Below are 22,489 nucleotides of genomic sequence, written 5' to 3' on the forward strand. Positions count from 1 at the left end.
CGCCTTGGATCAGTGGGCTTCGGGTTGTTTGCCTCGAATGCGTGAGGCGAACTGTTGCAGGTCTCCCGCGACTGTATAGATGACGGGAACGAAGGCGAGGCTCGCGATGGTTGTGAGTGCCAGGCCCCAGCCAAGTGCAAGTGAGATCGGTGCGACGACCGAGTCGTAGCCGCCGATTCCATATGCCATCGGAATCACACCGCCGAGTGTTGTAATGGAAGTCACCAGAATGGGGCGGAGTCTGCCGCTGGCTGCCTTGATAATCAGCGATTGTCGGGCGGCGCCATGCACTTCCTTGCCCTTGGCTTGTCGGTGAATGGAATCGACCATGACGATGGCCGAGTTGACCACAACGCCGGAGAGGCCGATCGTTCCGGTCATGGCAAAAAGCGATAGCGGCTGGTCGTGCACGAAAAAGACGAGGAGAACCATCGCGAGAGCAAAGGGGATGATCGAAATCAGAAGGAAGGCTTCGAGGAATGAACCGAGCATCAGGGCAATGGTCACGGCGATTCCTGCCATGGCTATCAGTGCGGCGGTTCCGATATCGCCGCCGGTCTTGCGACTTTCGACAGCCTCTCCGCCCAGTCGGACGGCAAGACCGGAGACGCCGGCAAACTCCGGCATCAACTCGCGATCAATTTTTTGACCCATCGACAAGGGGGTATGCCCGCTATCGGGAACGAAATTCGCGGTGACCGTCGTCGCTCGAACTCCGTTGCGATGGTTGATTCTCGAGAGGGCAGGCATCTCGATCGGATCCACGACATCGCGCAACTGGACCAAGGAACCATCGTGGGCACGAATGGGTAACTCGAGAAGTGAATCCAAAGAGTTTCGGTAGGCCGGGTCGATGGTCACGAGCAATCGAGTTGTTTGGTCGATGTCGCGGTGTTCGGATGCCGGAATTCCGTAGAAAGCGGCTTGCAGCGTTCGACCAATATCGGCCGCTCGCAAGCCTCGCAGTGCCGTCCGTTCGGGGTCGAGATTGAGATCAATCTGGAAGGGTCCCGATCTTTCGTCCACATCGATATTGCTGACGCCGTCGACGCTACGGAGCCATTCCGCCACGCGGTTGGCAGCCTGTCGCCTTTGGGTGTCATCATTGCTCTCGATGTAGAGTTCGACGGGGTAGCCCATCGGTGGACCGAGCACCTCGGGCACGAAGACAACGGTGACGTCGTCGGGGACGACGATTCTCTCCCGGAAAATGGGAACCCATTCGGCACTCGATGTTGCGCGTTTTCTCGTGTGATCAAAGATCGCCCGGACAACAGCCTCGTTGGTGTTGGCACCCGTATCTCGTTCGAAGCCTACATCCGTTTCGCTATGGCCGATTCGAGCGGTGACGGCGAGGAGATCATCGCCGGTAATTTCCGGGATCTGTCGCTCAATCGATGCCGCGACTGCCTCGGTTTGTTCGATCGGAGTTCCAGGGGGCATGACAATTTTCGCAAACAGGGATTGCGAGTCGTCCTGCGGAAAGATGACCACGGGGGTGCGGGGTCCCACGACCAGGAAAGCGAATGCGAGAATCGCAAAAAATCCGGCGATGACGAAGGCGCGACGGCGGAGCAAGCGCCGGAGCAGGCCGCGGTAAATCTCCTCGAGGCGTGTCACGAAAGCGCGCTTGGCAGGGGGCGTACTTCCGCCCATGCTCATATGGCCGGGTAGAATAAAGAACGACTCGAAAAGAGACAGTAGAAGCGCCAAGATGACAACCGTCGGCATCGTTTGGAGCATTTTTCCCGCCAATCCGCCAATCGACCACATGGGCATGAACGCCAGCATGGTGGTGATGGCCGATGCCGTTACGGGTCGAATCATCTCCATGGCGCCTTGGACGGCGGCGTCGCGCGCGGACTGACCTTCCTGGCGAAGTGTCGTGATGCGTTCTGCGACAACGACGGCATCGTCCACCAGCATTCCCAAAACGACGACACAGCCGGTCAGCGAGATGACGTTGATGGTCAGGCCGAGCCAGGGGAAGAGGGCAAAGGTGCCCAGAAATACAACAGGCACTCCGATCAGGACCCAGACTGCAACGATACGCGACAGGAAAATAAAAAGGGTGATCATGATCAGGGCAGCCCCGACCATTCCATTGGTCGTAATCAGATCGATACGGTTTCTCGTCCAATGCGAATCGTCATTCAGCAGTCGCGCCGAGACGCCCTCGGGCATCTGGAAAGTTCCGAGAAAACCGCGAACCTCGTCGACGGTATCAAGGATATCGGAGCCTTCACGTTTGATAATCTCCAGAGCAATACCGGGTCGACCGTTGGTGTGAACGATCAGGCCTCGGTCTTCACGCGTGCGTTCGACGCGCGCGACATCAGATACATGAAGTGCACCTCCGTCGGGGAGATAGCGGATCACTGCATTGGCGGCGTCTTCCGGTTCCTCGAAGCGATTCCATAGAACGACTTGTCGCCTGTCGCCGCTGGTTTCGAGGACGCCGCCAGTGTTGGAAACGTTGCTGCTCGCAATTGTTTCCACCACATCAAGAATGGTGACCTGATGCGCGCGGGCGAGCAGCGGGTCGATGAGGACTCGTAGCTCGGGATCTTCGAGGCCGATGGTCGTTATTCGGGAAATATTCTCGAGCCGTCGAAGCTCGTCTTCAAGTTTTTCGGCCGCGGTAATCACGCCATCGGTCGGTCCCCAGAGGGCAATCTGGACCACCGGGAAACGCTTGGTGTTGGCCCTCTGAACTCGAGGCTCTTCCTCCATTTCAGGTGGAAAGTCGGTGATGGAATCGATCAGTGCACGAAGTTCCTGCTCGGCGTCGCGGATCCGCGCGTCCGAAACATCTTCCGGGAACTCAATCTGGGTCTGGCTACTATTATCGGTGATGACCGATGTGAATTCTCTTACACCGTCGAGTTCCTGAACGGCTTCTTCGATCGGTTGTGTCAGCTTTGTTTCGATATCTTGCGCGGCAGCACCTGGCAGGGCGGCTCCGACAAAGAGAGTGGGCAGGGTGATCTCGGGGAATGTTTCGCGGGGGGCACTGGCGAGGGAGCGTGCACCCAGAGCAATGATCGTGAGTACGATGATGTGGACGACGAGATGTCGCTCGACGAACCAGCGGACAAGTTTCTGCACGATGGTTCAAGTCCCGTTGTTTCTGTCGATGAGGACAGGTGAGCCATCGTTCAAGGCGAAATGGCCATCGGTGACCACCATTTCTCCTGCTTGAACTCCATCGAGAATTTCGACCTTGTCCTGATCGCTCCGACCCAGGCGGACCATCCTGCGCGTTGCTCTCTGGATCTCGCCCGCGCCTTCGACGACAAAAACCACGGCGCCCCGGGGCGAACGTGCAAGGGCGGCCCGCGGGACGAGAGGGCCATCACTCTCGGTGGAAGGGTTGAACGCCAGCGTCGCCGTGATGCCATCGCGAATGGATCGGTCCGCGTTTGGCATCCAGACCTCTACGGAAAAGTTGCCCGTACGTGGATTGGCGACTTGGCCAATACTTTGAACCAAGGCCTCAAAGGGCCGCCCACTTCCGGCGTCGAATACGATTTGCACGGGGTCACCAACGGCCAATCGCGATGCTTCGCTCGCGGTCACTCCTGCGTGGACCCGGACGCGCGCGAGATCGACGACCATCGCGACCGGCGTTCCGGCACGGAGGAAGTCACCCGGATCGGCATCGATGCTCTCCACAATCCCGTCGAATGGCGCTCGAACGGTCGTGTCCGCGAGGTCTTGCAGTGCGCGTGCAAGATGAACCTCGGCGAGGCTCAAGGCGGCTGCGGCGCGATCGCGCCGCGAACGCAGGCGATCCAATTCGCTATCGCTGATGGCTTTTTCTGCAGACAATTCCTCGCCGCGTCGGGCACTCCGCGTGGCCTCGTCCAGGTCTGTTTGTCGGGAAACCACACCAGCTTCAGCTTCCCTCAGGGCGAGTTCGGTGCGGGTGGGGTCGAGTTTGAGGAGGGGGTCGCCGGCGCGCACCGACGCCCCGGGTTCGGCGGCGCGCTGAAGGACTCGCCCGCTGACTTCGGCAGCCACTTGGGCCCGCTGGAAGGCACGCGTGAGTCCGGTCGCGCTGGGGCGCACCTCCAATTTATCCCGCTTGGCCTCGGCGACGAGAACACGAACCGCGGCCTGCTGAGTCGTGTCGTCCGCGATCGTTTTCGTCGATTCCTCAGGGCGCTTCTCGCCGCAAGCTGCGAGCGGCAGAAAGGGAATAAAGCAAAGAATAAAGAGCTTTTTCTGGCAAACTGAGAACATCTCACTTTCCTTTCTAACGATCCGTCGGCCTCCGTACCAGCATGGCGCCTTGCAAAGAAAATGTACTGGCAACCGCGTCGTTCTGCGGTAAGCTGTGGGCGGTCCGTGTTCCAAGGCGGACAGCCACTCGTCATGAGAAAAATTCTGCCGATTTTCCTGATTCTGATCCTTATGCCGGCGACCAGTTTTTGGGCGACTCCGGTGCACGGGCAGGAAGCTCATAGCGCCGCGCGGCATTGGAACGAGCAGGCTTTGGCGGCAGTTCGGCTCGATTTTGCTCGCCCTACCGTCATTGCGCGGAACCTTTTTCATCTTTCCATCGCGATGTACGACGCGTGGGCTGCGTACGATGAGGTGGCTGCGCCGGTGCTGTTTGGAGAAAGACCCGTCTCGGTCGATCCTGCCATGGATCGCGAGATTGCAGTCAGCTTCGCGGCTTATGGCGTCTTGCGGTCTCGATTCGCCGGTTCGCCGAATGCAGGGGCGACTCTGTCGGCACTCGAAAACCAGATGATCGCACTCGGCCATGACCCGACGAATCAGACTCTTGTCGGCGATTCGGCTCAGGCCGTCGGAAATCGTATCGCTGCTCGCGTCCTCGAATTCGGGCGAACCGATGGGGCGAACGAGGCCGGAGATTTCGAGAACCGATGGTACACTCCCGTGAACCCGCCATTGCTCCCGGCATTGCCGGGGAATCCGGATCTGGTCAATTGGAACCAATGGCAGCCTCTGGCGCTTTCGTTTTTTGTGGACCAGTCCGGAAATATAATCATTGGCGGCTCGCCCGATTTTCTCAGCCCGGAATGGGGCGACGTGACCCCCTTCGGTCTTTCGCCCATCGATCGGACGCTTCGCCAGCGGGCCGGCAACACCTGGACGGTATGGATGGATCCTGGTCCGCCGCCCTTGATGGGATCGGACAGGGAAGACGAATATCGCCGAAATTTTGAAATGGTCCTCGCGTGGTCGAAGCACCTCTCGCCGGATAATGAGGCCGTTTGGGATATTTCCCCCGCCGGTATTGGTGCTGCCTACGTCCCGGACTCGGCCGCCGACTGGGAAGATTTCTATAATTTCACGGAAGGCGGGGACGGCTCGACGGGTTATCCCGCGAACCCGGTTTCCGGTGAAATCTATACGCCACAGCTCGTCCAGCGCGGTGATTATGTCCGCGTTCTGGCGGAGTTTTGGGCGGATGGCCCGGGCTCGGAAACTCCTCCGGGGCATTGGTTTCAGATTCGGAATCAAGTGATGGACCATCCACAGTTCGAGAGACGGATGGGCGGTGCAGGACCGGAAATCGAGCCTCTGGAATGGGATACGAAATCCTACCTGCTTCTCGGCGGGGCGATGCATGATGCGGCGATCACGGCATGGAGCCTCAAGGGTTTTTACGATTTCATTCGACCGATTTCCGTCATTCGCGCCATGGCCGAGCGCGGTCAGAGCTCGGACCCCGCGCAAGCGTCCTATCATCCGGAGGGTCTCCGGCTGATTCCGGATTTGATAGAAATGGTGACTTACGAGACGACTCGAGTTCGGAAGAAGCACCGACACCTCCGGGGGAATGAGGGCAAAGTAGCCGTCCATGCCTGGCGCGGGCCCGATTTCATCAATAATCCACTCCGCGATACCGCGGGGGTCGGATGGATCCTGGCCGAGGAATGGTGGCCCTATCAGCGACCGTCTTTTGTAACCCCGTTTTTTGCGGGGTACGTGTCCGGCCATAGTACATTCAGTCGAGCCGCGGCCAACGTTTTGCATCGCATTACTGGCTCGCCATATTTCCCCGGGGGACTCGCAGAATTCGTCGCCGAGAAGAATGAATTCCTGGTTTTCGAAGACGGCCCCAGTGAAACGGTCCGTCTGCAGTGGGCCTCCTATTATGATGCGGCCAATCAATGCTCTCTCTCCAGGATCTGGGGCGGAATTCATCCTCCGGCAGATGATCTCCCCGGCCGCGAGATTGGGGATCAGGTGGCTCTGGGAGCCTGGGATCGCGCACAGCAGTATTGGACGGGCGCAGTTCCCGGTCTTTCGATCGCGCTATTCGAATTGCCGATCGCGCAGGAAGACCTCTTCTACGAAGTCGATCTCGGGATTGCCGGGGGGACGACACCGTACGAATGCCGGTTGATCTCCGGTGATCTACCCGAGGGATTGGTCCTGACGGCGGATGGTCGCATTCGGGGCACGCCGGAGCGGCGCCGTCGAGCTGAAACGATCGTGATTGGTGTCGAGGATGCCTTGGGCGTGCCAGCCCAGCGATCCTTTGAAATCGAGTCCGTGAGCGCGATGAACGTCGGTGCCCGGCGATTCCGTCGGGGCCGCGAGGGCAAGAAATATAAAATGCGCTTGCGTCCAAAACGCGGCGTTCCTCCCTACTCAATTTCGATCGCGGCGGGTGCTCTTCCTGCAGGACTTTTCATCAACGATGAAAAATATCGAGTCGAGGGTACGCCCAGCGAGTCCGGCTTCTTCCCGCTGACCTTGGAAATCCAGGATTCTATCGGAGCAAAGCGCACGCTGCAGGGTGAACTGTTCGTTCGACCGGCGAAGTAACGTCCCCGCGCTGCGGCTACTCAGCCGTCTTTTTTTGCTGACCATCCTGAAAGATTTTCATCACTCTCACATGGAAGTCGGCATCGTAGGCTTGTTCCGGAGATTCTCGAACGAGTGCATCGATGGCTTCGGCATCGTTACCGACGAGGATCCGCCAACGTTCCTCTCGCACCCCATCAAGGATGATCTCGGCTGCGCCTTCTGCGGTCAGCGGCGCTTTTTTCTCGAAATCGATCGCCTGCTGCGCGACAATGCCACGCACCTGATCGTCGCTGAGAGCATCAGCGTCCAGACCCATACGCTTCATGCGGGTTCGCACCCCAAGCAAGTCTTTGGGGCCCATATCGCCCGCTTTGGGGGCTCCATGGATACGTGCGGAGTTCGCGACGATGCCCGTGCCAATATGACCCGGCATGACTACAGCTGCCTTGACGTGGGGCGCGTTCATTCGCAAATCCGTGATCAAGGCTTCGGTGAAACCCTTCACTGCGAATTTGGAGGCGCTGTAGGCTGAGTGAGCGGTATGGGGGCCCAGACTGGCCCAGAAGCCATTCACGCTGCTCGTGTTGACGATGTAGCCGTCATCGGCTGCGACGAGCAGGGGCATGAATGCTCGCGCACTATAGTAGACACCGAACCAGCAAATATTGAACGTCTTTTCCCAGCTCTCTCGCGGATCATTCACAAAGCTTCCGCCGCCACCAACACCTGCATTATTGAATAGTAAATGGATGGCTTCTGTCTGATGTTCGCGCTGAACCTCGTCGCGAAAATTTTCAACATCGGGTTCTTGCGAGACGTCGCAATGGTGTGTCGAGATCCGCAAACCGTCGGGTGCCTCAGCTCGGGCGAGGCGGACGGTCTCTTCCAGATTTTCCATCAGAATATCGCAGAGGGCGAGGTGGCATCCGGCTGCGGATAATTGGCAGGCAAGCGCTCGGCCCATTCCTGTGCCGGCACCTGTGATCACAGCTATCTTATTTTTGAAATCTCGCATCGTTACTCTCTCTCGGCTGCTCCAGCAGCGGCCCAAGTCTCGAACATGGCTGCATAGCGACCTTTTTGGAAGATCAGCTCTTCGTGGGTTCCAATTTCAACTATCCGGCCATCATCGACGACTCCGATTCGATCGGCTCTTTGTGCTGTGGCCATTCGGTGGGCGATGATAATCGCGGTGCGGCCCTCAAGAAGGATGTCGAGAGCTTGTTCAATGCGGGCCTCCGAGCGGAGGTCGAGATTGGAGGTGGCTTCGTCCAGGACCAGCAGTCTTGGTTCGGCGAGAAAGGCCCGAGCCAGAGCGAGCAACTGTCGCTCCCCTGCGGAAAGAGTGACGCCTCGTTCATGAACCATGGTATGGATCCCCTCCGGAAGTTTTTGGACCTGCTCGATCACACCGACGGCGCGGCAGGCGTCGAGAACCTCGTCATCGGTCGCATCGGGGCGGGCAAAAGCGACATTGTCCCGGACTGAACTGGCAAAGAGAAAAGGCTCCTGCGGGATCACACCGACCTGAGATCGAAGAGAGCGAAAGGTGATGTCGCGAAGGTCGTGCCCGTCGATCCGCACACTACCTCGGTCGGGCTCGTAGAAGCGAGATACCAGTTTGGCGATTGTGGATTTCCCTGATCCGGTCGAGCCCACCAGAGCAAACGTTTCGCCGGGGCGAATTTGCAAGTTCAGATTTTCCAGAACCTGCTGGTCCTTGGCGTAGGAAAAGTCCAGGTTCTCCAGTTCGATCGCCCCGTGAATCGGAGGAAGTTCGTAGGCTTCGGACTTCTGACGAACTTCAGGGGCAACGGCGAGAAATTCTCGCAACTTCACGACGGCCGCACCACCTTGTTGGTAAACTGAATATAATTGCACGAGTTGTTGAATGGGCGAGAAAAATGCCGTCAGATAGAGAATGAAGGCGGCAAGATCGCCCACGGTCAATTCTCCTTGCAGGACCATATTGCCGCCCACGAAAAAGAGGATGGACTGGCCCAAAATGCCGACCATTTCGCTCCCTGGGCCGTATAATGCGTTCACCCGGGAGGTAGCTTCATTTGCCTCTCGATAGTCTCCGACAATATTCCGGTGCTCGACGGTATTATAAGCGTTGCGGTTGAAGGCAGTGACCGTTCGGATCCCGGCCAGGTTTTCTTGCAGGTGGGCGAGAACATCCGCAATTCTGTCCCGCACCGCGAGAAAGCGATCGGCCGAAGCGCTACGGAACCAAAGCGTCATTACGGTCATCGCTGGAATCACCGAGAGCAGGAGAATCAGTGCCAGCTTGACGTTCAGAGTGAGAATAAAAGCTGTGACCACGAGCAAAGTGAAAATCTGCACGGCAAGCTGCACGAGTCCTTCATGGAACAATTGGGCCAGGGACATGGGGTCGCTGGTCATCCGGCTGAACAGAACGCCGCCCTTTTCCTGTGTGAAGAAACCGAGAGATAGACGTTGCAGGTGGGTAAAGAGGCGAACGCGGAGGCGAACCATCAGGTCGGCACCCACTCGGGTGGTGACAATGATCCGCGCTCGAGATGTGAGAATCGTGATTCCGATCAGGACGAGATAGGTGAGGGCCACGCCTACGAGGACATCAAACTTTCCGGCGCGAATTCCCGAGTCGATGGCGATCTTTGTGAGCAGAGGCCCTGCTTGAAGCGCGAGCGTTTCGAGAACAACCAAACCGAGAGCACCGCCGAGCGCGAATTTATGAGGAGCCAGAAATCGCCAGAGCCCGAAGGGGCGACGGTCGTAATCCTCGGGGTCGAATTCAATCTCTCGGCGAGGAATCTCGGGTTCATCCTCGAGAACCCGATCAACCTTCTCGCGCAACTCCTCGGGTACACCAGCAAACGGAAGGTTCTGCCCTCCCTGTCCTCCCAGACCTCCGAACATCGGTCCCGGGGCAAAGCCGCCACCGCCAAAACTCATGGTGCCGCCTCTTCTTCTTCCTCATCGCTGAAATGAGCCAATACCTCGGCATAGCGCGGCTCGGTGCGCATCAGGTCGAGGTGTTTTCCATCGGCAACGACCTGACCGTCATCGATCAGAATCACTCGGTCGGCCAGGGCGATTGTCGAAAGTCTGTGCGCGATGATCATGGTGGTTCGGTTCGCGAGCAGGTCACGAAGTTTGTCATGAATGGAACGCTCAACGTGGACATCGATGGCGCTGGTCGCGTCATCGAGAATCAGGATTTTTGGATTCGCGAGGAGAGATCGCGCGATGGAGATTCGCTGTCGCTGTCCGCCAGACAGGTCGTAGCCCCGCTCGCCGATCACCGTATCGAAACCATCGGGCAGATTTTCTATGAACTCGAATGCCCCCGCAGCACGCGCAGCTTCTCGAACCTCCGCTCGCGTGGCTGAGGGTCGAGCGTAGGCAATATTTTCATGGATCGCAGCGGTGAAAAGAAATGGATCTTCCGCAACGACGCCTACCTGTGCGCGCAGGCTGTTCAGGGTGAAATCCCGGATGTCTTCGCCATCGACCAGGACAGCACCATCATTGACTTCATAGAACCGAGCCAGAAGTCGCCCTATGGTCGATTTTCCACAGCCTGTCCGTCCGACAATCGCTATCGATTCTCCGGCCGGAATTTCCAGAGAGAAATTTTCAAGGACTTGAGGTCCGTCTCCGTAGCGGAAGAAAACATTTCTGAACTCGAGAGCGCCGGAGGGTTGGTGCAGGTCGGTCGCATGCATCCGGTCCACAACCTCGGGATCCTCGTCGAGGACTTCATAGATCCGCAGGGCAGAGGCAGCAGCACGTTGGAGCATCATCAGGAAAAATCCGAACATCCGAAATGGCGCCTGAAGCATTACGACATAGGTCGTGAAGGCAACGATCGCACCGATCGTGAGGTGCCCTTCGAGCGTCAGCCAGCCACCGACGAGCAGCACCATGGCCGTCCCGATTCTGGGCATGGCTTCCATGGCTGGCGCGTTGGCGGCCTGAACCTCGGCCTGTCGCACATTGATCCATTGGAGCTGACGCGCGATCTGATCAAATTGCTCGATTTGAGAACGCTCGCCGGCAAATGCCTTTACGACCCGGACGCCGGATAAATTCTCCTCAACGGTAGTGGCCAGATCGGCCTGTCGCGCCTGCACAATCCAGGAGATCGGGAAGGTGAGGCGGCCGAGCCGCGCGCCGAGGATCGCGACAAAGGGAAGGGGAAGAATCGTGACGATCGTCAGCGGAATGCTGATGGTCAGCATGAGTCCGATAGCCGCAGCGAAGGAAAGCAGGGTGAGCGACATAAGAGGTCCGAAAGTCAGAAAGAGTTGTAGCGTGCGGATATCGGAGTTGGCGCGTGAGATGAGTTGCCCGGATTGTACGCGGTCATAGAAGGAAAAAGAAAGGCGGGAGAAATGCTCGAAAAGCATCACGCGCAGGTCGTTCTCGATCGCGTAGGCTACCCGAAACAGGAAGGATCGACTGATATACCCACCGACACCGCGCAGAAGTCCCAGCCCTGCAATCAGAAAAATGAATCCCGATAGCGGCTCAGTGCGCTGGTCGAGGGCTTGATCGATGGCAGCCATCATGATGCGGGGCACGGCAACTCCGCAGAGCAGGCTGACAACGGAGGCCCCAAGCGCGATTGCAAAGATACCGCGGTGGCCTGCGACCACCGGCCAGAGTCGTCGAATCCAGCCCAGATCGCGGTCCGGATGAATGGTGCCGCGAGGGGCGGCGAAGCGAGCATGCGCGTCGGCTGCTGCCGAAGGTTCTGGCTCTGGAGCAGACCCCGAGGCGGTGGGATCGGAACTGGTGGTGTTGACCGGCACTGTGGGGGTCATCAGTAACCGCCTGTGCGCTGCATGCAATCAGCGCGATGTCGGAAGGTGAATTTGTGGGTGCACCCGGTTCGATACGTGCTTGTACGGGCGTCGAGCCGGGAGCGGATGCCCGGTGGCGTTCGCTATCGCCCGAGCAGGCTGCGCTGCGAGAACCGGCGACGTAAAATTCGGGTCGGGCTGCAGGACTTTTTTTGCGCAAAGGATTCGCTCGAGACCCGAACGGCTTCGACGCGGCCTTCCAGCGGTAGGTCTATCCTGTCGGGGCCCGGGATCTGTCGGCCGGAAGTGCCCATTCCGGTGGAGATTAATAGCCATCCACCGGCCGATGACAGGTTTGTTGGCGTATCGAGTTGTCGGGCGATCTCCTCGACGGTTCCGGCAGTGCGATCGATTTGCAGAAGGCGACCGGAAAAACGACGGAATCCGCCATGCGTTGTTGTGTCAGCCATTTCGCGGCGATTGCGGACGGGGCCGACAAAGCTGTCGCAGAGTTCGAGGATCCAGAGCGTATTCCCATCGGCTGAAAGCTCGAGATCGGTCGGGGCGGTCAGGCCGGTAACCAGATCGCGTGTGGTGCCTGTCTGCGGATCGACGCTCACAACCTTTCCGGCTCCGTGAATGATTTCGGTGCCGTCCCCGCCGGCTTCACCGAGTGGCGAACCGGAGAAAAGGCTCACGAGAAGTTCGTCGGTCCGGGGGTCATGACGAAGGTAGCCCGGAACCGCTTCCTGCCCCCCCTCGAGTGCAGGAAAGGAGGTGATAGTGACCGGAGCGCCGCTTTCGGAAAGCCTCAACAGTTCATTGGCGGAGCTCGATACCGCAAACCATCGTTTTTCTCCGGGATGCCAGACGATATCATTCAGATTTCCTGCCACGTCGCCTACCGTGCGCACGCGACTGTCGTCGATGGTGAGAATTCGCGAGGGTCCTTCGTAATAGGCCGCGGTGGCGCGAATCTCATTTTCGCCAGCTTTGATCGCCGCCACCCCGAAAACTTCGTCCCGGCGAACCAGCGCGAGAAGATTTTGCGAATGCTGATTGGCCAGAAGGGTTGCCGGTGACCGGGGATGTCCACCGGCGTCGAGTTGGAAGCGGAGGATTCCCCCATCGGATCGCTCGGTCCCGGTGCCGGCGACCGCCACCAGAAGCGTTCCGTCGTTCGCGAGGAGTGTCCCCCGGGGGTTATGAAGTCGACGAAGTACATGGCTGCGCGCGGATAATTTTTGCGGGACTTCCGCCGGGATTTGTATCGCCTCGATGGGTGGAGGAGCGGACGACCACGGTGTCGCCAGCGCGCAACCTCCGAGAAAGGGAAGCGCCAGAACGAGAATCGCGGCTCGCCTGCTGGTTGTTGCCGATTCTTTCGCGTTTCTCCTACGCAGAAAGGCCGTCCAGCTCGCGGCGAGCAGCAGGCCCGCGCTTTCGCGGGCGCGTTCGGCGCCGAGATCGGCCATTCCGAAACTGGCGTAGGACGAAAGTGGGGCCCCCACAAGATCGCCAAGCAGGGGAATCGCGGGCAATAGGCATGTCAGAAGCCAGAAATTCAGCAGAATCGGAGAGATTCGGCCAAGTCCGAAGGCCAGAGATACGCCTGCGGTGCCGCTGTAGATCAGGACCCAGGGCAGGGAATCCGGATCATTGATTTGCACCCCGGCAAACGCGAGAAACACCAAACTAGCGACGATCTCCAACCAGCGCATGGGTACGAAAGTTACCGTATCTTCGGCCAAAAGCGACCATGCCAGAGCAAATACTCGACGTCGGCGCCTGTTCCGTTAAGAAGGCGCTATGGCTGAAAATCCGATCCTCCAGGAACTCGATGAAGAGGGCGTCCTTCTCGTCACGATGAATCGCCCCGACAAGAAGAATGCCTTCAATGACCCGCAATGGGACGGGATGCGCGACGCCTTGCGAGAGGCGCGCGAAAATCCGGCGGTCGCGGTCGTGGTCCTGACCGGCGCTGGTCGCGACTTTTCCTCCGGGCAGGACCTCTCGGCATTCAATCAGGCGTCGGAAGCACGCGACGATGGAAACCCGAACGGTTTTCAGGGATGTGTCGATGCGGTTTTTGCGTTCGACAAGCCGCTATTGGCTGCGGTCAAGGGCGTCGCCGTCGGTGGCGGGTGCACGCTCGCGGTGGCATGCGATATCGTCTACGTGGGCGAGAGTGTCCGGATGCGCCTGCCCTTTGCCAGCCTGGGCCTCGTTCCCGAGCTTGCGAGCAGCTACACGCTGCAATCGGCGATTGGACGGCAACGTGCCGCGGAATTATTTTTCACCGCCGAATGGATTCATGCTGATCGAGCCGTTGAGGTAGGGATGGCGGCCCGGAAGTTCTCTGACGAGGAACTATTGGCGGCAACCATGAGCAAAGCTCGCGAAATCGCGCAGTGGCCCGTCTCTGCGTTGATGGGCATCAAGCAAACCCTTCAGGTGGCCAACCGCGGTGGCATTGATGCCGCGCGAGTTGCCGAAGATGAGGGCATGGTTCAACACGCAGGATCGCCGGAAAATATGGAGGCTGTCATGGCCTTCATGGAAAAAAGGCCTGCGGACTTCAAGAAGTTTCGCCGCTAGAGTACCTATTCCGTCCTTTGCCGGATCCGTTCGGGCCCTTCGCCTGCCGCGGCGCGTCGTGAAAGTCTTCCCAAATAAGGGTAGATCGTCAGGCTCTCTCCCAGTAGATACTTCTGCCCCCTGTTCTGGAGCAACCTCTCATGCGCCTCGTTGGCCTTGCACCCATCTTTTTGACCACTCTTCTTCTTGCCACCAGCGCGATCGCTTCGGGCGGGGTTTGTGGGAACAACGTGGTCGAACTTGGCGAAACTTGTGACGACGGGAACCATGCGAATGGCGATGCCTGTTCAAGTCGCTGTCAGGTCGAAGCCTCGCAGACCAAAGAGCAGCAGAAGTGTATTGTTGTGCTCAACGGTTTGACGACCAAGTTGGTAGATACGCAGGCGCAGGTCAGTTCGTCCTGTTTCAAGAATGCCGGCCGTAAAAAACTTCGAGGAGACCAGAGTTTGTCGGATTGTCTGGTGATCGAGGGGGGGCGTAAATCGCGCAGCATCGCCGCGCGGATCAAGGTCGCTCAGGACGGTACCCCGCAATTCCCGGGTCGCACCAAATGTCCCGAGACGCCGAACTTTGGCTACGCTGATGATGAGGTTATCGCGGCGGCGGCACTCGCGGAGGCGAGGGCCTTCCTGCAAAAACTGATCGTGGCAACCCCCGAGGAAATTGTTGTCGATTCTACTGTGCCGGGAAATAAATACGCAGCGCTCTGCCAACTTCTTCTGCTCAAGACCTCGGATCAGGTCCTGCGCAGCCAAATGAAAGAGTTTGCCTCTTGCCAGAAACGGCTGCTCGGAGCTTCGTCCGGACCCGCGGTTTCTGCGGAGGATTTGGAGGGGTGCTTCGCGGAGAGCCGGACCGACGCAAAGGGCCGCGTGGAGAAGGCCCGCGCCCGAATCGAACGAATTTATGACCGCAAATGTTCTGCTTTCGATGTGGGATTGAACGAGGTGATGGGCGTATCCGAGGAACAGCCGATTTCCGTTTTCGCCGAGGATGCGGTGGTCGCTGGCCGATGCACGGCTTGTCGGATCTTGAACGCAACGGAAGGTTTGGAGCAGGACTGCGATTTTTGGGATGATGAGGCAAGAAACGAGTCCTGTGCCGAGGAAGGAATGCCTTCGCCCCGGGGCGCATTCGTTGACGGCCCAATCTTCGCTCGTTTCTGACGCAGGTAATCGCAGGGATTGCAAAATTACTTAGACACCCCATTTTCAGCTGATAGCTCGATTATCGCTTGACGCCGTGCCCGATGGTGTGGTCTTGGACAGGGAGGTCGCGGAGGCAGATGCGTTTGGCAAATTGTCTGCCGTGCCTCGAAAAACTTTTCGCAGACTTGGGGGATTCAAAGATGTTGAGGAAGATGACGCGGTGGCTTCTGGCCGCATCCTTGATTGTCGGCCTTGCCGGTTGGGGTAGCGCAGCACCCTATTCGTCCGGTCCTTTGCCGCCTGAGTTCACCAACCCTGGAGATCAGGCCTGGCTGCCCACGGAACCCAAGATGTTCGTCAACCAGATGGCGATCTCGAAGGAGCAGACCAAACTCCTGCAAAGAAGCGCCAAATGCTACACGATCGGCGCAAAGAATTACTCCAAAGGGAAGCCGACTCTCTTGTTCGAATGCCTCGCGTCGGTGGAAGCGAAATATCAGCTGAAGCTGGAGAAAATCCGAACCAAACCCGAAGGGCTGCCGGTCTGTCACGCGTATGAGGAAGAAGCGGCGCTTTCGATGGACTCGATCGGTGCTGCGATTCCGGACCTTCTATGTGCCTCCCCCGAGGGTGCATTTGTCGATGGGGCGGTGATCCTTTGAAACCCGAATTGCCGAACATGAAATTGACCAGCCTTCGTCGGAGTCTGCGATTCCTCGCGATGTTTGCGTTGATGCTTTTCGCTGGTTTTGGATTTTCCATGACCTCGTTCGCGGATCCGGACTCGGATCGCATTCCGGATGTTGGGGGTTTTCTCGCGCCGGATGACGATGTGATGAAGGCGGAACTGAAGGCCCTGGCGGCCTGGGGCAAGCTGCAAAAGGATCTGAAAACTTGCCTCGATAAAGGGGCCAAGAATCAGTCGAAAGGCAAGGATTCAGGGCTAGATATCTGCACCTTGCGCGCTCGGGCCAAGTTTGAGGCACGGACGAGTTCGCTGGCCCTGCCGGAATGCTGGGATCGGGATGCCCTTTTTGCGAAGAGTCAGGAGGAAGCAAAAGCTGCCTTTGCGCGCATGTATTGCGACGAGAACTCGCCGGCACCGGTTTGTGGCGACGGAACCGTGGATCCCTGGGAAGAATGTGACGATGGGAATACATCCTCCGGAGATTGCTGCGCTTCAGATTGTACTTTCGAGTCTGCTGGGTCGGTATGCCCCGCCGACGGGAATGTCTGTACCGACGAAGTTTGTGACGGAAGCGGGCAATGCCTCTCCCAGGCTAATATCGCCCCGTGCGACGACGGTCTTTTTTGCACAATAACCGATATTTGTGCTGCAGGAGTCTGTGGTGGTTCGGGCGATCCGTGTGCCGGAGGCGATACGTGCAACGATCAATGCGATGAAACCGGGGATACCTGCGCGGAAACCGGAACAGCTTGCGAAGATGGCTTGTTCTGCACGGGCAACGATACCTGCCAGAGCGGTACATGCACAGGAGGCAGTGATCCCTGCAGTGCGGGGGATTCCTGCAACAACACCTGCAATGAAGATCTCTTTCATTGTTTTGCGCCGTCTGGTTCCGATTGCGTCGGAGGGGAATGCGATGCTGCCGGAATGTGTTTGCTGGACCAAGGTGGCACCTGCAACTCGGATGCTGACTGTCTGATCGGCGGCTGTATCGACGGAACTTGTTGTGAGTCGGCCTGCGACGGTGGTTGCGAAGCCTGCAGTTTCTCCTTGACCGGAGTGGCAGACGGGATTTGTGCCCCGGTGCTGGCCGGAACAGACCCCGATGATGAGTGCCGACTACCGGGCGGCGTCGATACCTGCGACGGCAGCGGTTCCTGCACATTTTGCGGCGACGGGATGCTGGAAATCGGAGAAGAATGTGATGACGGTAATTTTGAGTCAGGGGATTGTTGCAGCTCGAGTTGCCAACTCGAGAACGAGCTCCCCGGATGCGCCCCTCGTCCGACGATTCTGACACCGACCCACGGTGACTTTACCGAAGCGCAAAGCGTTCTGGTGGAGGGGCAGGTGGATAATATTCAGTGGGGAAACGCATCGCTGACCATTGGTGGTCAGTCGATCCTGCTCAACCCCGATATGTCCTTCTCGACACAGGTGGCGATTTCACCGGATCAGGTCTTCCAGCCGATCGTTGCCAAGTTGACGCGCACCAGTGATGGCGAGGAGTTCAATGACCGCGTGGTCTTGATTCGAGGTGTTGCTGTGCCCGTCGGCGCCAATATTGCTGATGGGATCGGGATGCGCCTGACCGATACCGGTCTGGATTCTGTCGAGCCGGCGATCACCAATCTTGTCAGTATCGATCCCAAGGAGCTCATCCCGGACGGAACCTGTTTCCTCACCAACTACTGTTATCAGGACACCTTTTTAGGCTGTCTGGGGCGGGTCGATATCTGTATCATCCACACGCCGACCTTGCCGCGTATCGATGGGTTCTCTCTGGACGTCGATTCGCAGCAGGACTTCGTTGAAGGCGATATTGAGCTCACTGGTTTGGCTGTGCGAGCCAAGGTGACCAACCGGACCGGAGTCAGCGTGAATTGCAATATTGATATCTCGGCCCAGACCACCGAAATTTTCGGAGACTATAGTCTCGAGCCAATGCCGGTACTGGCGACCAAAGTGGATGTCGTGCAACAGGGCGGGGTTGCGGTTGCGACCACTGGCTTCAGCTACTCGACCAGTTGTAGCGGTTTTCTTGGCGGGATTATCGAGGGTCTGATCGGTGCGTTTGTGACCGACATGGAGGCCTTGGTCCGGGATGGATTACAGGATTTCCTCAATGCGACCGACGGCAGCGGCAATACGCCGATTGCGGGTGCGATCGAGACGGCTCTGGACGGAATTGATCTGGCGGGCCCGATTGGAGAGGGCCTCGGATTGGATCTCGATACGCCTTTTGCGGGTGTGTTGGAGGATACGCTCGGGATCACCTTCCCCATGGACGCTTCGATTCTGGCGACGGCCCCGGATCCGGAAGCACCCACATTTGCCGGTTCGCTGGCAGTACCCACCGCGACGCCCACATGGCCGGATACGGTTCCCGGAACACAGGATTCCTATGGGATCGCGTTGGGGTTCAGTCCCTCCACCTTCAACCAATTCTTGTCCGAGAGTGTCACTTCGGGGCTGTTGCGCCTGACTCTCTCGGAATTGGATGTGGGGGGCACGCCCGTGCCGATCAATTCAACCGTCCTGGGAGCATTCCTGCCCGCCTTCAATGCCCTGCCGCCGCTGACGCCATTGGAGGTGCGGATCGCTCCGACGCTTTCCCCGGTGGTCACCGATACTGTGGGCCCGGATGGTGAGGTCGCGACCTTGTACCTGCCCCAGCTGTTGATCGAAATCGTGCAGCCAACTGCGGGAGACGCGGTTCGCCTTGCGGCCGCGGTCGACCTGGAACTCGGCTTGAGCCTTGAAGCCGGAGAAGCCGGTCTGGATATTCAGGTCGGTTCTCCTGTGACCGAGAGCATCAACGTTGTCTTGCTGGATAACCCGTTGTTTGTGGAAACGGTCAATGTCGAGGCTTTGTTGCCCCCGATGTTGGAGTTGGCCTTGCCGGCATTCCAGGGCGAACTCGGCAGTTTTCCGCTGCCCTCGTTCTTCGGCCTTTCTCTGCAACCGGCCTCGGACATGGTGCGCTACGAGAACTACCTCACGATATTCGCGGATCTGGTGTCGGAGGGAGCGCCGAGTCCAGCTTTCATGGACGAAGAGGATAATTTCTAGAGACGCTGTCCGGGGCTGTTTCCGGGACCCTTCGGATTCACTCGACTGCCAAAGATCGGCGGGAGTGACTCCGAAGGGTTTCGGGGTCGCTTTGTGATCAGCCGCAGTTGGACGTGAAGTTTCCCCTCAAGGCGAGGTCCACCTGAGTCCACGTCTTGGAGATGCCGTCGTCGCCGGTATGTTGCCCTTCACAGGCCTTGTGGATCTGGTCGTACGCCGGCTTCATGCGAAAGTCGAGAATATCGATCGAGGCCTTCGCGGCCACGGTGCCATCCTTGCCAATCGTATAGGCAAAAGGAACGTCGCGGGTTTCCCCGTTCATGGTGATGTCGATATGAACGGTGCCGCTGGTATCATCGCCTTCGACCTTGGTGGCCTTGCCGGTGATATTGCCGCTGTCTTTCATGAACGCAAAGAAGAAGCCGGCGACGGTTGCATCACGACCGGGGTTTCCCGTTTTCACGGATTTTCCGACGATCTTCATCGACAGCCCCTCGGCCAGGGCGGTTAGAGTCTTCGCTTCTCGCGGACCTTCGAGCGTGGTGTCGGCAAAATTCCCACTGACGGGAGCCTTGCTGGTGAATTTGAAGGCCGTCCATTCAGCCTGAACGCCGTCCGCATTCAGATTGTAGGTGCACTCAGCATGAGCAAGCGTTGCACCCACCGAAGTGCTGGCGAGAGCCATGGCGACGAGAAATGGTTTCCAGATCATAGTTTTCCTCCGCAGATGATTTCCTTCAGACTAGCCGTTGGTTGTCGACTTGGCGAGGAGGGCCGCTCCCAGCACTCCGGCAGAATCTCCCAATTCGTTTCGCATAATGGGGGTGCACAGTTCGTCATTGAACAGATGGGCCGCGATTGCGGGCGGCCCCATTTCATAAATTTCGTCGATATTGGAGAGCCCGCCACCCAGCACCACGACTTCCGGATCCAGAATGTTGATGACATTGGCCATCGCGCGGCCAAAATTCTGAATCCAGCCAGAAAAAACCTCCCTTGCCTCAGAATGGCCATCGCGAAGATCCTGGAGGACCCCCGCGGCATCGGATGCTTTGCCGGTAGCCTCCCTGTACGACTGAGAGAGCGCGGGGCCGGACAAGCGCGATTCGACGCAACCGCGGCCGCCACAGTAGCATAGGTGCCCACGGTCATCGATTTTATGATGCCCCCACTCGCCGGCGATATGCTGCGGCCCGCTCCAGATTTTCCCTCCCAGAATGATTCCGCCACCGACACCCGTGCCCAGGATGACGCCAAAGACGACCGCGGAATTTCGAGCGGCACCCAACTTGGATTCGGCGAGGGCAAAGCAGTTCGCGTCATTTTCGAGGTGAATTTTGCGCTCCAGCAGGGTTTGCAGATCCTCATGAAGTCGTTTGCCATTGAGACATTGGGTATTGGAGTTCTTGAGTGTTCCATCCCGGCTTGAAATGGAACCGGGAGTCCCGATGCCGAGAGGTAATCTCCCGCCGCTTCCTTCCAATTCGCTGACGACTTGCCGAATACGGTCAAGGATCGCTTCGTAGCCGTCCTCCTGATTCGTCGGGATTCTGTATCGATGAAGCACGCGGCCAGCAGGCCCCATCCGGACCCCTTCGATCTTGGTGCCTCCCAGATCGATTCCCAGACATTCATCGCTCATGAATTTTCCATGCCTTGCCCTGCGCGACAGTGCAATGCCATCGGTTACTCAAGCCCACCCAGCCTGTCGCAGAGACTTTGTGAGGAGAGAGGATCGACCGATCGATTCGAGCTCTGCCGGAGTGAAAATCCGGCACTCCGCCGTGTCCGAATCCTTTCGCAACTCTTTCTGGAGTCTTCGAGAGGTGACCTCGCGCGTGATCACATGGACCTCAAAGACGCGATGCACGATGGCGTGCCGGAAGTCACCTCGGGAAAGCGGCGCTGGTATCGACTGGATCGGCGGTAGCCATAGATGAGGGAGAGCCTGAAAGTTTCCTTTTTGCAGGAGAAGTCGGCTCTCGGAATCACGGATCAGTTCGACTCGAATCCCTTCACGGGTGATCTTTCGCCGTGCTTTTGGCGGCGGGTGTTGCTCCACGACCCCGTCTTGATGGGCTGTGCAGTCCGAACGCCAGGGGCAGGCGGGGCAATCGGGGTTTCGGGGACGGCAATGGGTCTCGCCGAGTTCCATCAAGGCTTCGTTCCAGTCCCCGGGGCGTTTCGGGTGAAGGAGAGTTTGCGCCCGACCCGCGTAGGGCTCGCGCTTATGGTCCGCAACGCCTAGCCGATCCAATCTGGATAAAACGCGGGTCACGTTCCCATCGACAGCGGCATAGGGTTTCTGATGCGCGATGGAGAGCACGGCGGCAGCGGTATAATCGCCTACGCCGGGCAGGCTTAGCGCCTCCTCCCAACTTGTGGGGAACTGGGTGGCACCGCTGGCATGCAGTGTCCGAGCGGCGCGGTGGAGCGAGCGTGCGCGCGAGTAGTAGCCGAGACCCGACCAGAGAGCGAGCACATCGTCCTCGTTGGCAACCGCCAGGCTCTCGATATCCGGGAAGCGTTTCAGGAACCTCTCCCATGCGGGTGCGACGACGGCCAGGCGTGTCTGCTGGGCCATGGCCTCGGAGATCCAGATTCCGTAGGAATCCGTGCGCCCTCTCCAGGGCAGGTCGTTATGGCCGGCATCCCACCACGCAAGAAGCGTGCGCCGCAGACGCCGATTGCGTGCTTCGTCCGTTCGATCTGTCGCCGTCCCGGCGGCACTCATCTGGCTGCCCGAATCCAGCTGATTTGTCGCCCGGCTGCCTCACCATCGCGACGATAAGAGGCGAAGGCGTCGCCGCCGCAAAAAGTACAAGGGCCGACCTGATGGATTGCATCCTCCGGAACGCCCGCGCGAGTCAGCAGCATCCGGTTGAGACCCGGCAAGTCCAAAGCCCCATGTCCTTCTCGGCCCGGTTGCCAGTGTTGGCGAGTCTCGTCTCCGAGGGTATCTACGAATCGCGCTTCGAATTCGCTCTCGACTTCAAAACAGCAAGGACCGATCGCGGGTCCGATGGCCGCTTCAAGGTCCTGCGGATCGATGCCTCGCTCTCCGAGAGACCCTACCACCACGGCAGCGATATTCTGGAGAGTACCCCGCCAACCTGCGTGAATGGCGGCGACCGCATCTGCGCTCCTGTTGCTTAATAAAATGGGAACGCAATCGGCGGTGGCGATGGCGACGGCTACCCCCGGAGTCAGGCTGATCAGGGCATCGCTTTCGCCGGCCGGCGAGGGTGTTTCTGCGGATACCTCGAGGCAATGGTTGCCATGGACCTGCTGGACGCGCACTGGCAATGGTTTGGTCGTCGGAGGAGCTTCGGGGCCCGAAAACCCATGGAGAATCCCGCGTGAATTCCAGCGGTCAAGTTGCCGATCCTTAATCACCG

At 58.6% G+C, this 22,489-nt stretch carries 15 protein-coding genes; 5 read left to right on the forward strand and 10 right to left on the reverse strand.

The window, feature by feature from the left end:
- Positions 1-9: 9 nt before the first annotated feature.
- Positions 10-3,108, reverse strand: a complete 3,099-nt coding sequence (locus P8K07_02755; protein MDG1957438.1) for an efflux RND transporter permease subunit — start codon at positions 3,106-3,108, stop codon at positions 10-12.
- A 6-nt stretch (positions 3,109-3,114) separates the two neighbouring features.
- Positions 3,115-4,245, reverse strand: a complete 1,131-nt coding sequence (locus tag P8K07_02760) for an efflux RND transporter periplasmic adaptor subunit (protein ID MDG1957439.1) — start codon at positions 4,243-4,245, stop codon at positions 3,115-3,117.
- 132 nt (positions 4,246-4,377) lie between these two features.
- Here P8K07_02760 and P8K07_02765 point away from each other — a divergent pair, with 132 nt between their 5' ends.
- Entirely contained in the window at positions 4,378-6,810 is a 2,433-nt protein-coding gene (locus P8K07_02765) for a vanadium-dependent haloperoxidase (protein MDG1957440.1), read from the forward strand.
- Between the two features lie 16 nt (positions 6,811-6,826).
- Here P8K07_02765 and P8K07_02770 read toward each other — a convergent pair whose 3' ends face one another.
- The 4 genes from P8K07_02770 to P8K07_02785 all read right to left on the reverse strand — a co-directional run bounded on the left by P8K07_02770 (position 6,827) and on the right by P8K07_02785 (position 13,306).
- Positions 6,827-7,807, reverse strand: coding sequence for an SDR family NAD(P)-dependent oxidoreductase (locus P8K07_02770; GenBank protein ID MDG1957441.1), 981 nt, complete (start codon positions 7,805-7,807; stop codon positions 6,827-6,829).
- Positions 7,808-7,809: 2 nt separating this feature from the next.
- The gene (locus P8K07_02775; GenBank protein ID MDG1957442.1) at positions 7,810-9,732 is read right to left on the reverse strand and encodes an ABC transporter ATP-binding protein; all 1,923 of its coding nucleotides are present in this window, start codon (positions 9,730-9,732) and stop codon (positions 7,810-7,812) included.
- Positions 9,729-11,606 (reverse strand): ABC transporter ATP-binding protein, encoded by a 1,878-nt coding sequence (locus tag P8K07_02780; GenBank protein ID MDG1957443.1) that lies wholly within the window; start codon positions 11,604-11,606, stop codon positions 9,729-9,731. The genes P8K07_02775 and P8K07_02780 overlap by 4 nt, the downstream gene beginning before the upstream one ends.
- A 122-nt stretch (positions 11,607-11,728) precedes the next feature.
- Positions 11,729-13,306 carry a transmembrane 220 family protein gene (locus P8K07_02785; GenBank protein ID MDG1957444.1) on the reverse strand — a complete coding sequence of 526 codons (1,578 nt, stop codon included), beginning with the start codon at positions 13,304-13,306 and terminating at the stop codon, positions 11,729-11,731.
- Positions 13,307-13,394: 88 nt separating this feature from the next.
- Between P8K07_02785 and P8K07_02790 the strand changes: the two genes are divergently transcribed.
- From P8K07_02790 to P8K07_02805, 4 genes are all read left to right on the forward strand, one after another.
- Complete coding sequence (locus P8K07_02790) at positions 13,395-14,183, forward strand: enoyl-CoA hydratase-related protein (protein ID MDG1957445.1); 789 nt, start codon at positions 13,395-13,397, stop codon at positions 14,181-14,183.
- 140 nt (positions 14,184-14,323) lie between these two features.
- The gene (locus P8K07_02795; protein MDG1957446.1) at positions 14,324-15,349 is read left to right on the forward strand and encodes a hypothetical protein; all 1,026 of its coding nucleotides are present in this window, start codon (positions 14,324-14,326) and stop codon (positions 15,347-15,349) included.
- A gap of 194 nt (positions 15,350-15,543) precedes the next feature.
- Complete coding sequence (locus tag P8K07_02800) at positions 15,544-15,993, forward strand: hypothetical protein (protein ID MDG1957447.1); 450 nt, start codon at positions 15,544-15,546, stop codon at positions 15,991-15,993.
- Positions 15,994-16,010: 17 nt separating this feature from the next.
- Positions 16,011-19,091 (forward strand): DUF4215 domain-containing protein, encoded by a 3,081-nt coding sequence (locus P8K07_02805; GenBank protein MDG1957448.1) that lies wholly within the window; start codon positions 16,011-16,013, stop codon positions 19,089-19,091.
- Between the two features lie 97 nt (positions 19,092-19,188).
- Here P8K07_02805 and P8K07_02810 read toward each other — a convergent pair whose 3' ends face one another.
- Genes P8K07_02810 through pgeF form a run of 4 tightly spaced genes read right to left on the reverse strand, consistent with a single transcriptional unit; the run spans position 19,189 to position 22,487 of the window.
- Positions 19,189-19,803 (reverse strand): YceI family protein, encoded by a 615-nt coding sequence (locus P8K07_02810; protein MDG1957449.1) that lies wholly within the window; start codon positions 19,801-19,803, stop codon positions 19,189-19,191.
- A gap of 30 nt (positions 19,804-19,833) precedes the next feature.
- Positions 19,834-20,733, reverse strand: coding sequence for an ROK family protein (locus P8K07_02815; protein MDG1957450.1), 900 nt, complete (start codon positions 20,731-20,733; stop codon positions 19,834-19,836).
- Between the two features lie 48 nt (positions 20,734-20,781).
- On the reverse strand, positions 20,782-21,825 hold the full coding sequence (locus P8K07_02820; GenBank protein MDG1957451.1) for an A/G-specific adenine glycosylase: 1,044 nt from the start codon (positions 21,823-21,825) through the stop codon (positions 20,782-20,784).
- Positions 21,822-22,487: a peptidoglycan editing factor PgeF gene (pgeF, locus tag P8K07_02825; GenBank protein MDG1957452.1), complete on the reverse strand. Its 666-nt coding sequence runs from the start codon at positions 22,485-22,487 to the stop codon at positions 21,822-21,824. Before pgeF ends, P8K07_02820 begins: the two co-directional genes overlap by 4 nt.
- Between the last annotated feature and the right edge of the window lie 2 nt (positions 22,488-22,489).

The organism is Candidatus Binatia bacterium (assembly GCA_029248525.1).
Classification (GTDB): domain Bacteria; phylum Desulfobacterota; class Binatia; order UBA12015; family UBA12015; genus UBA12015.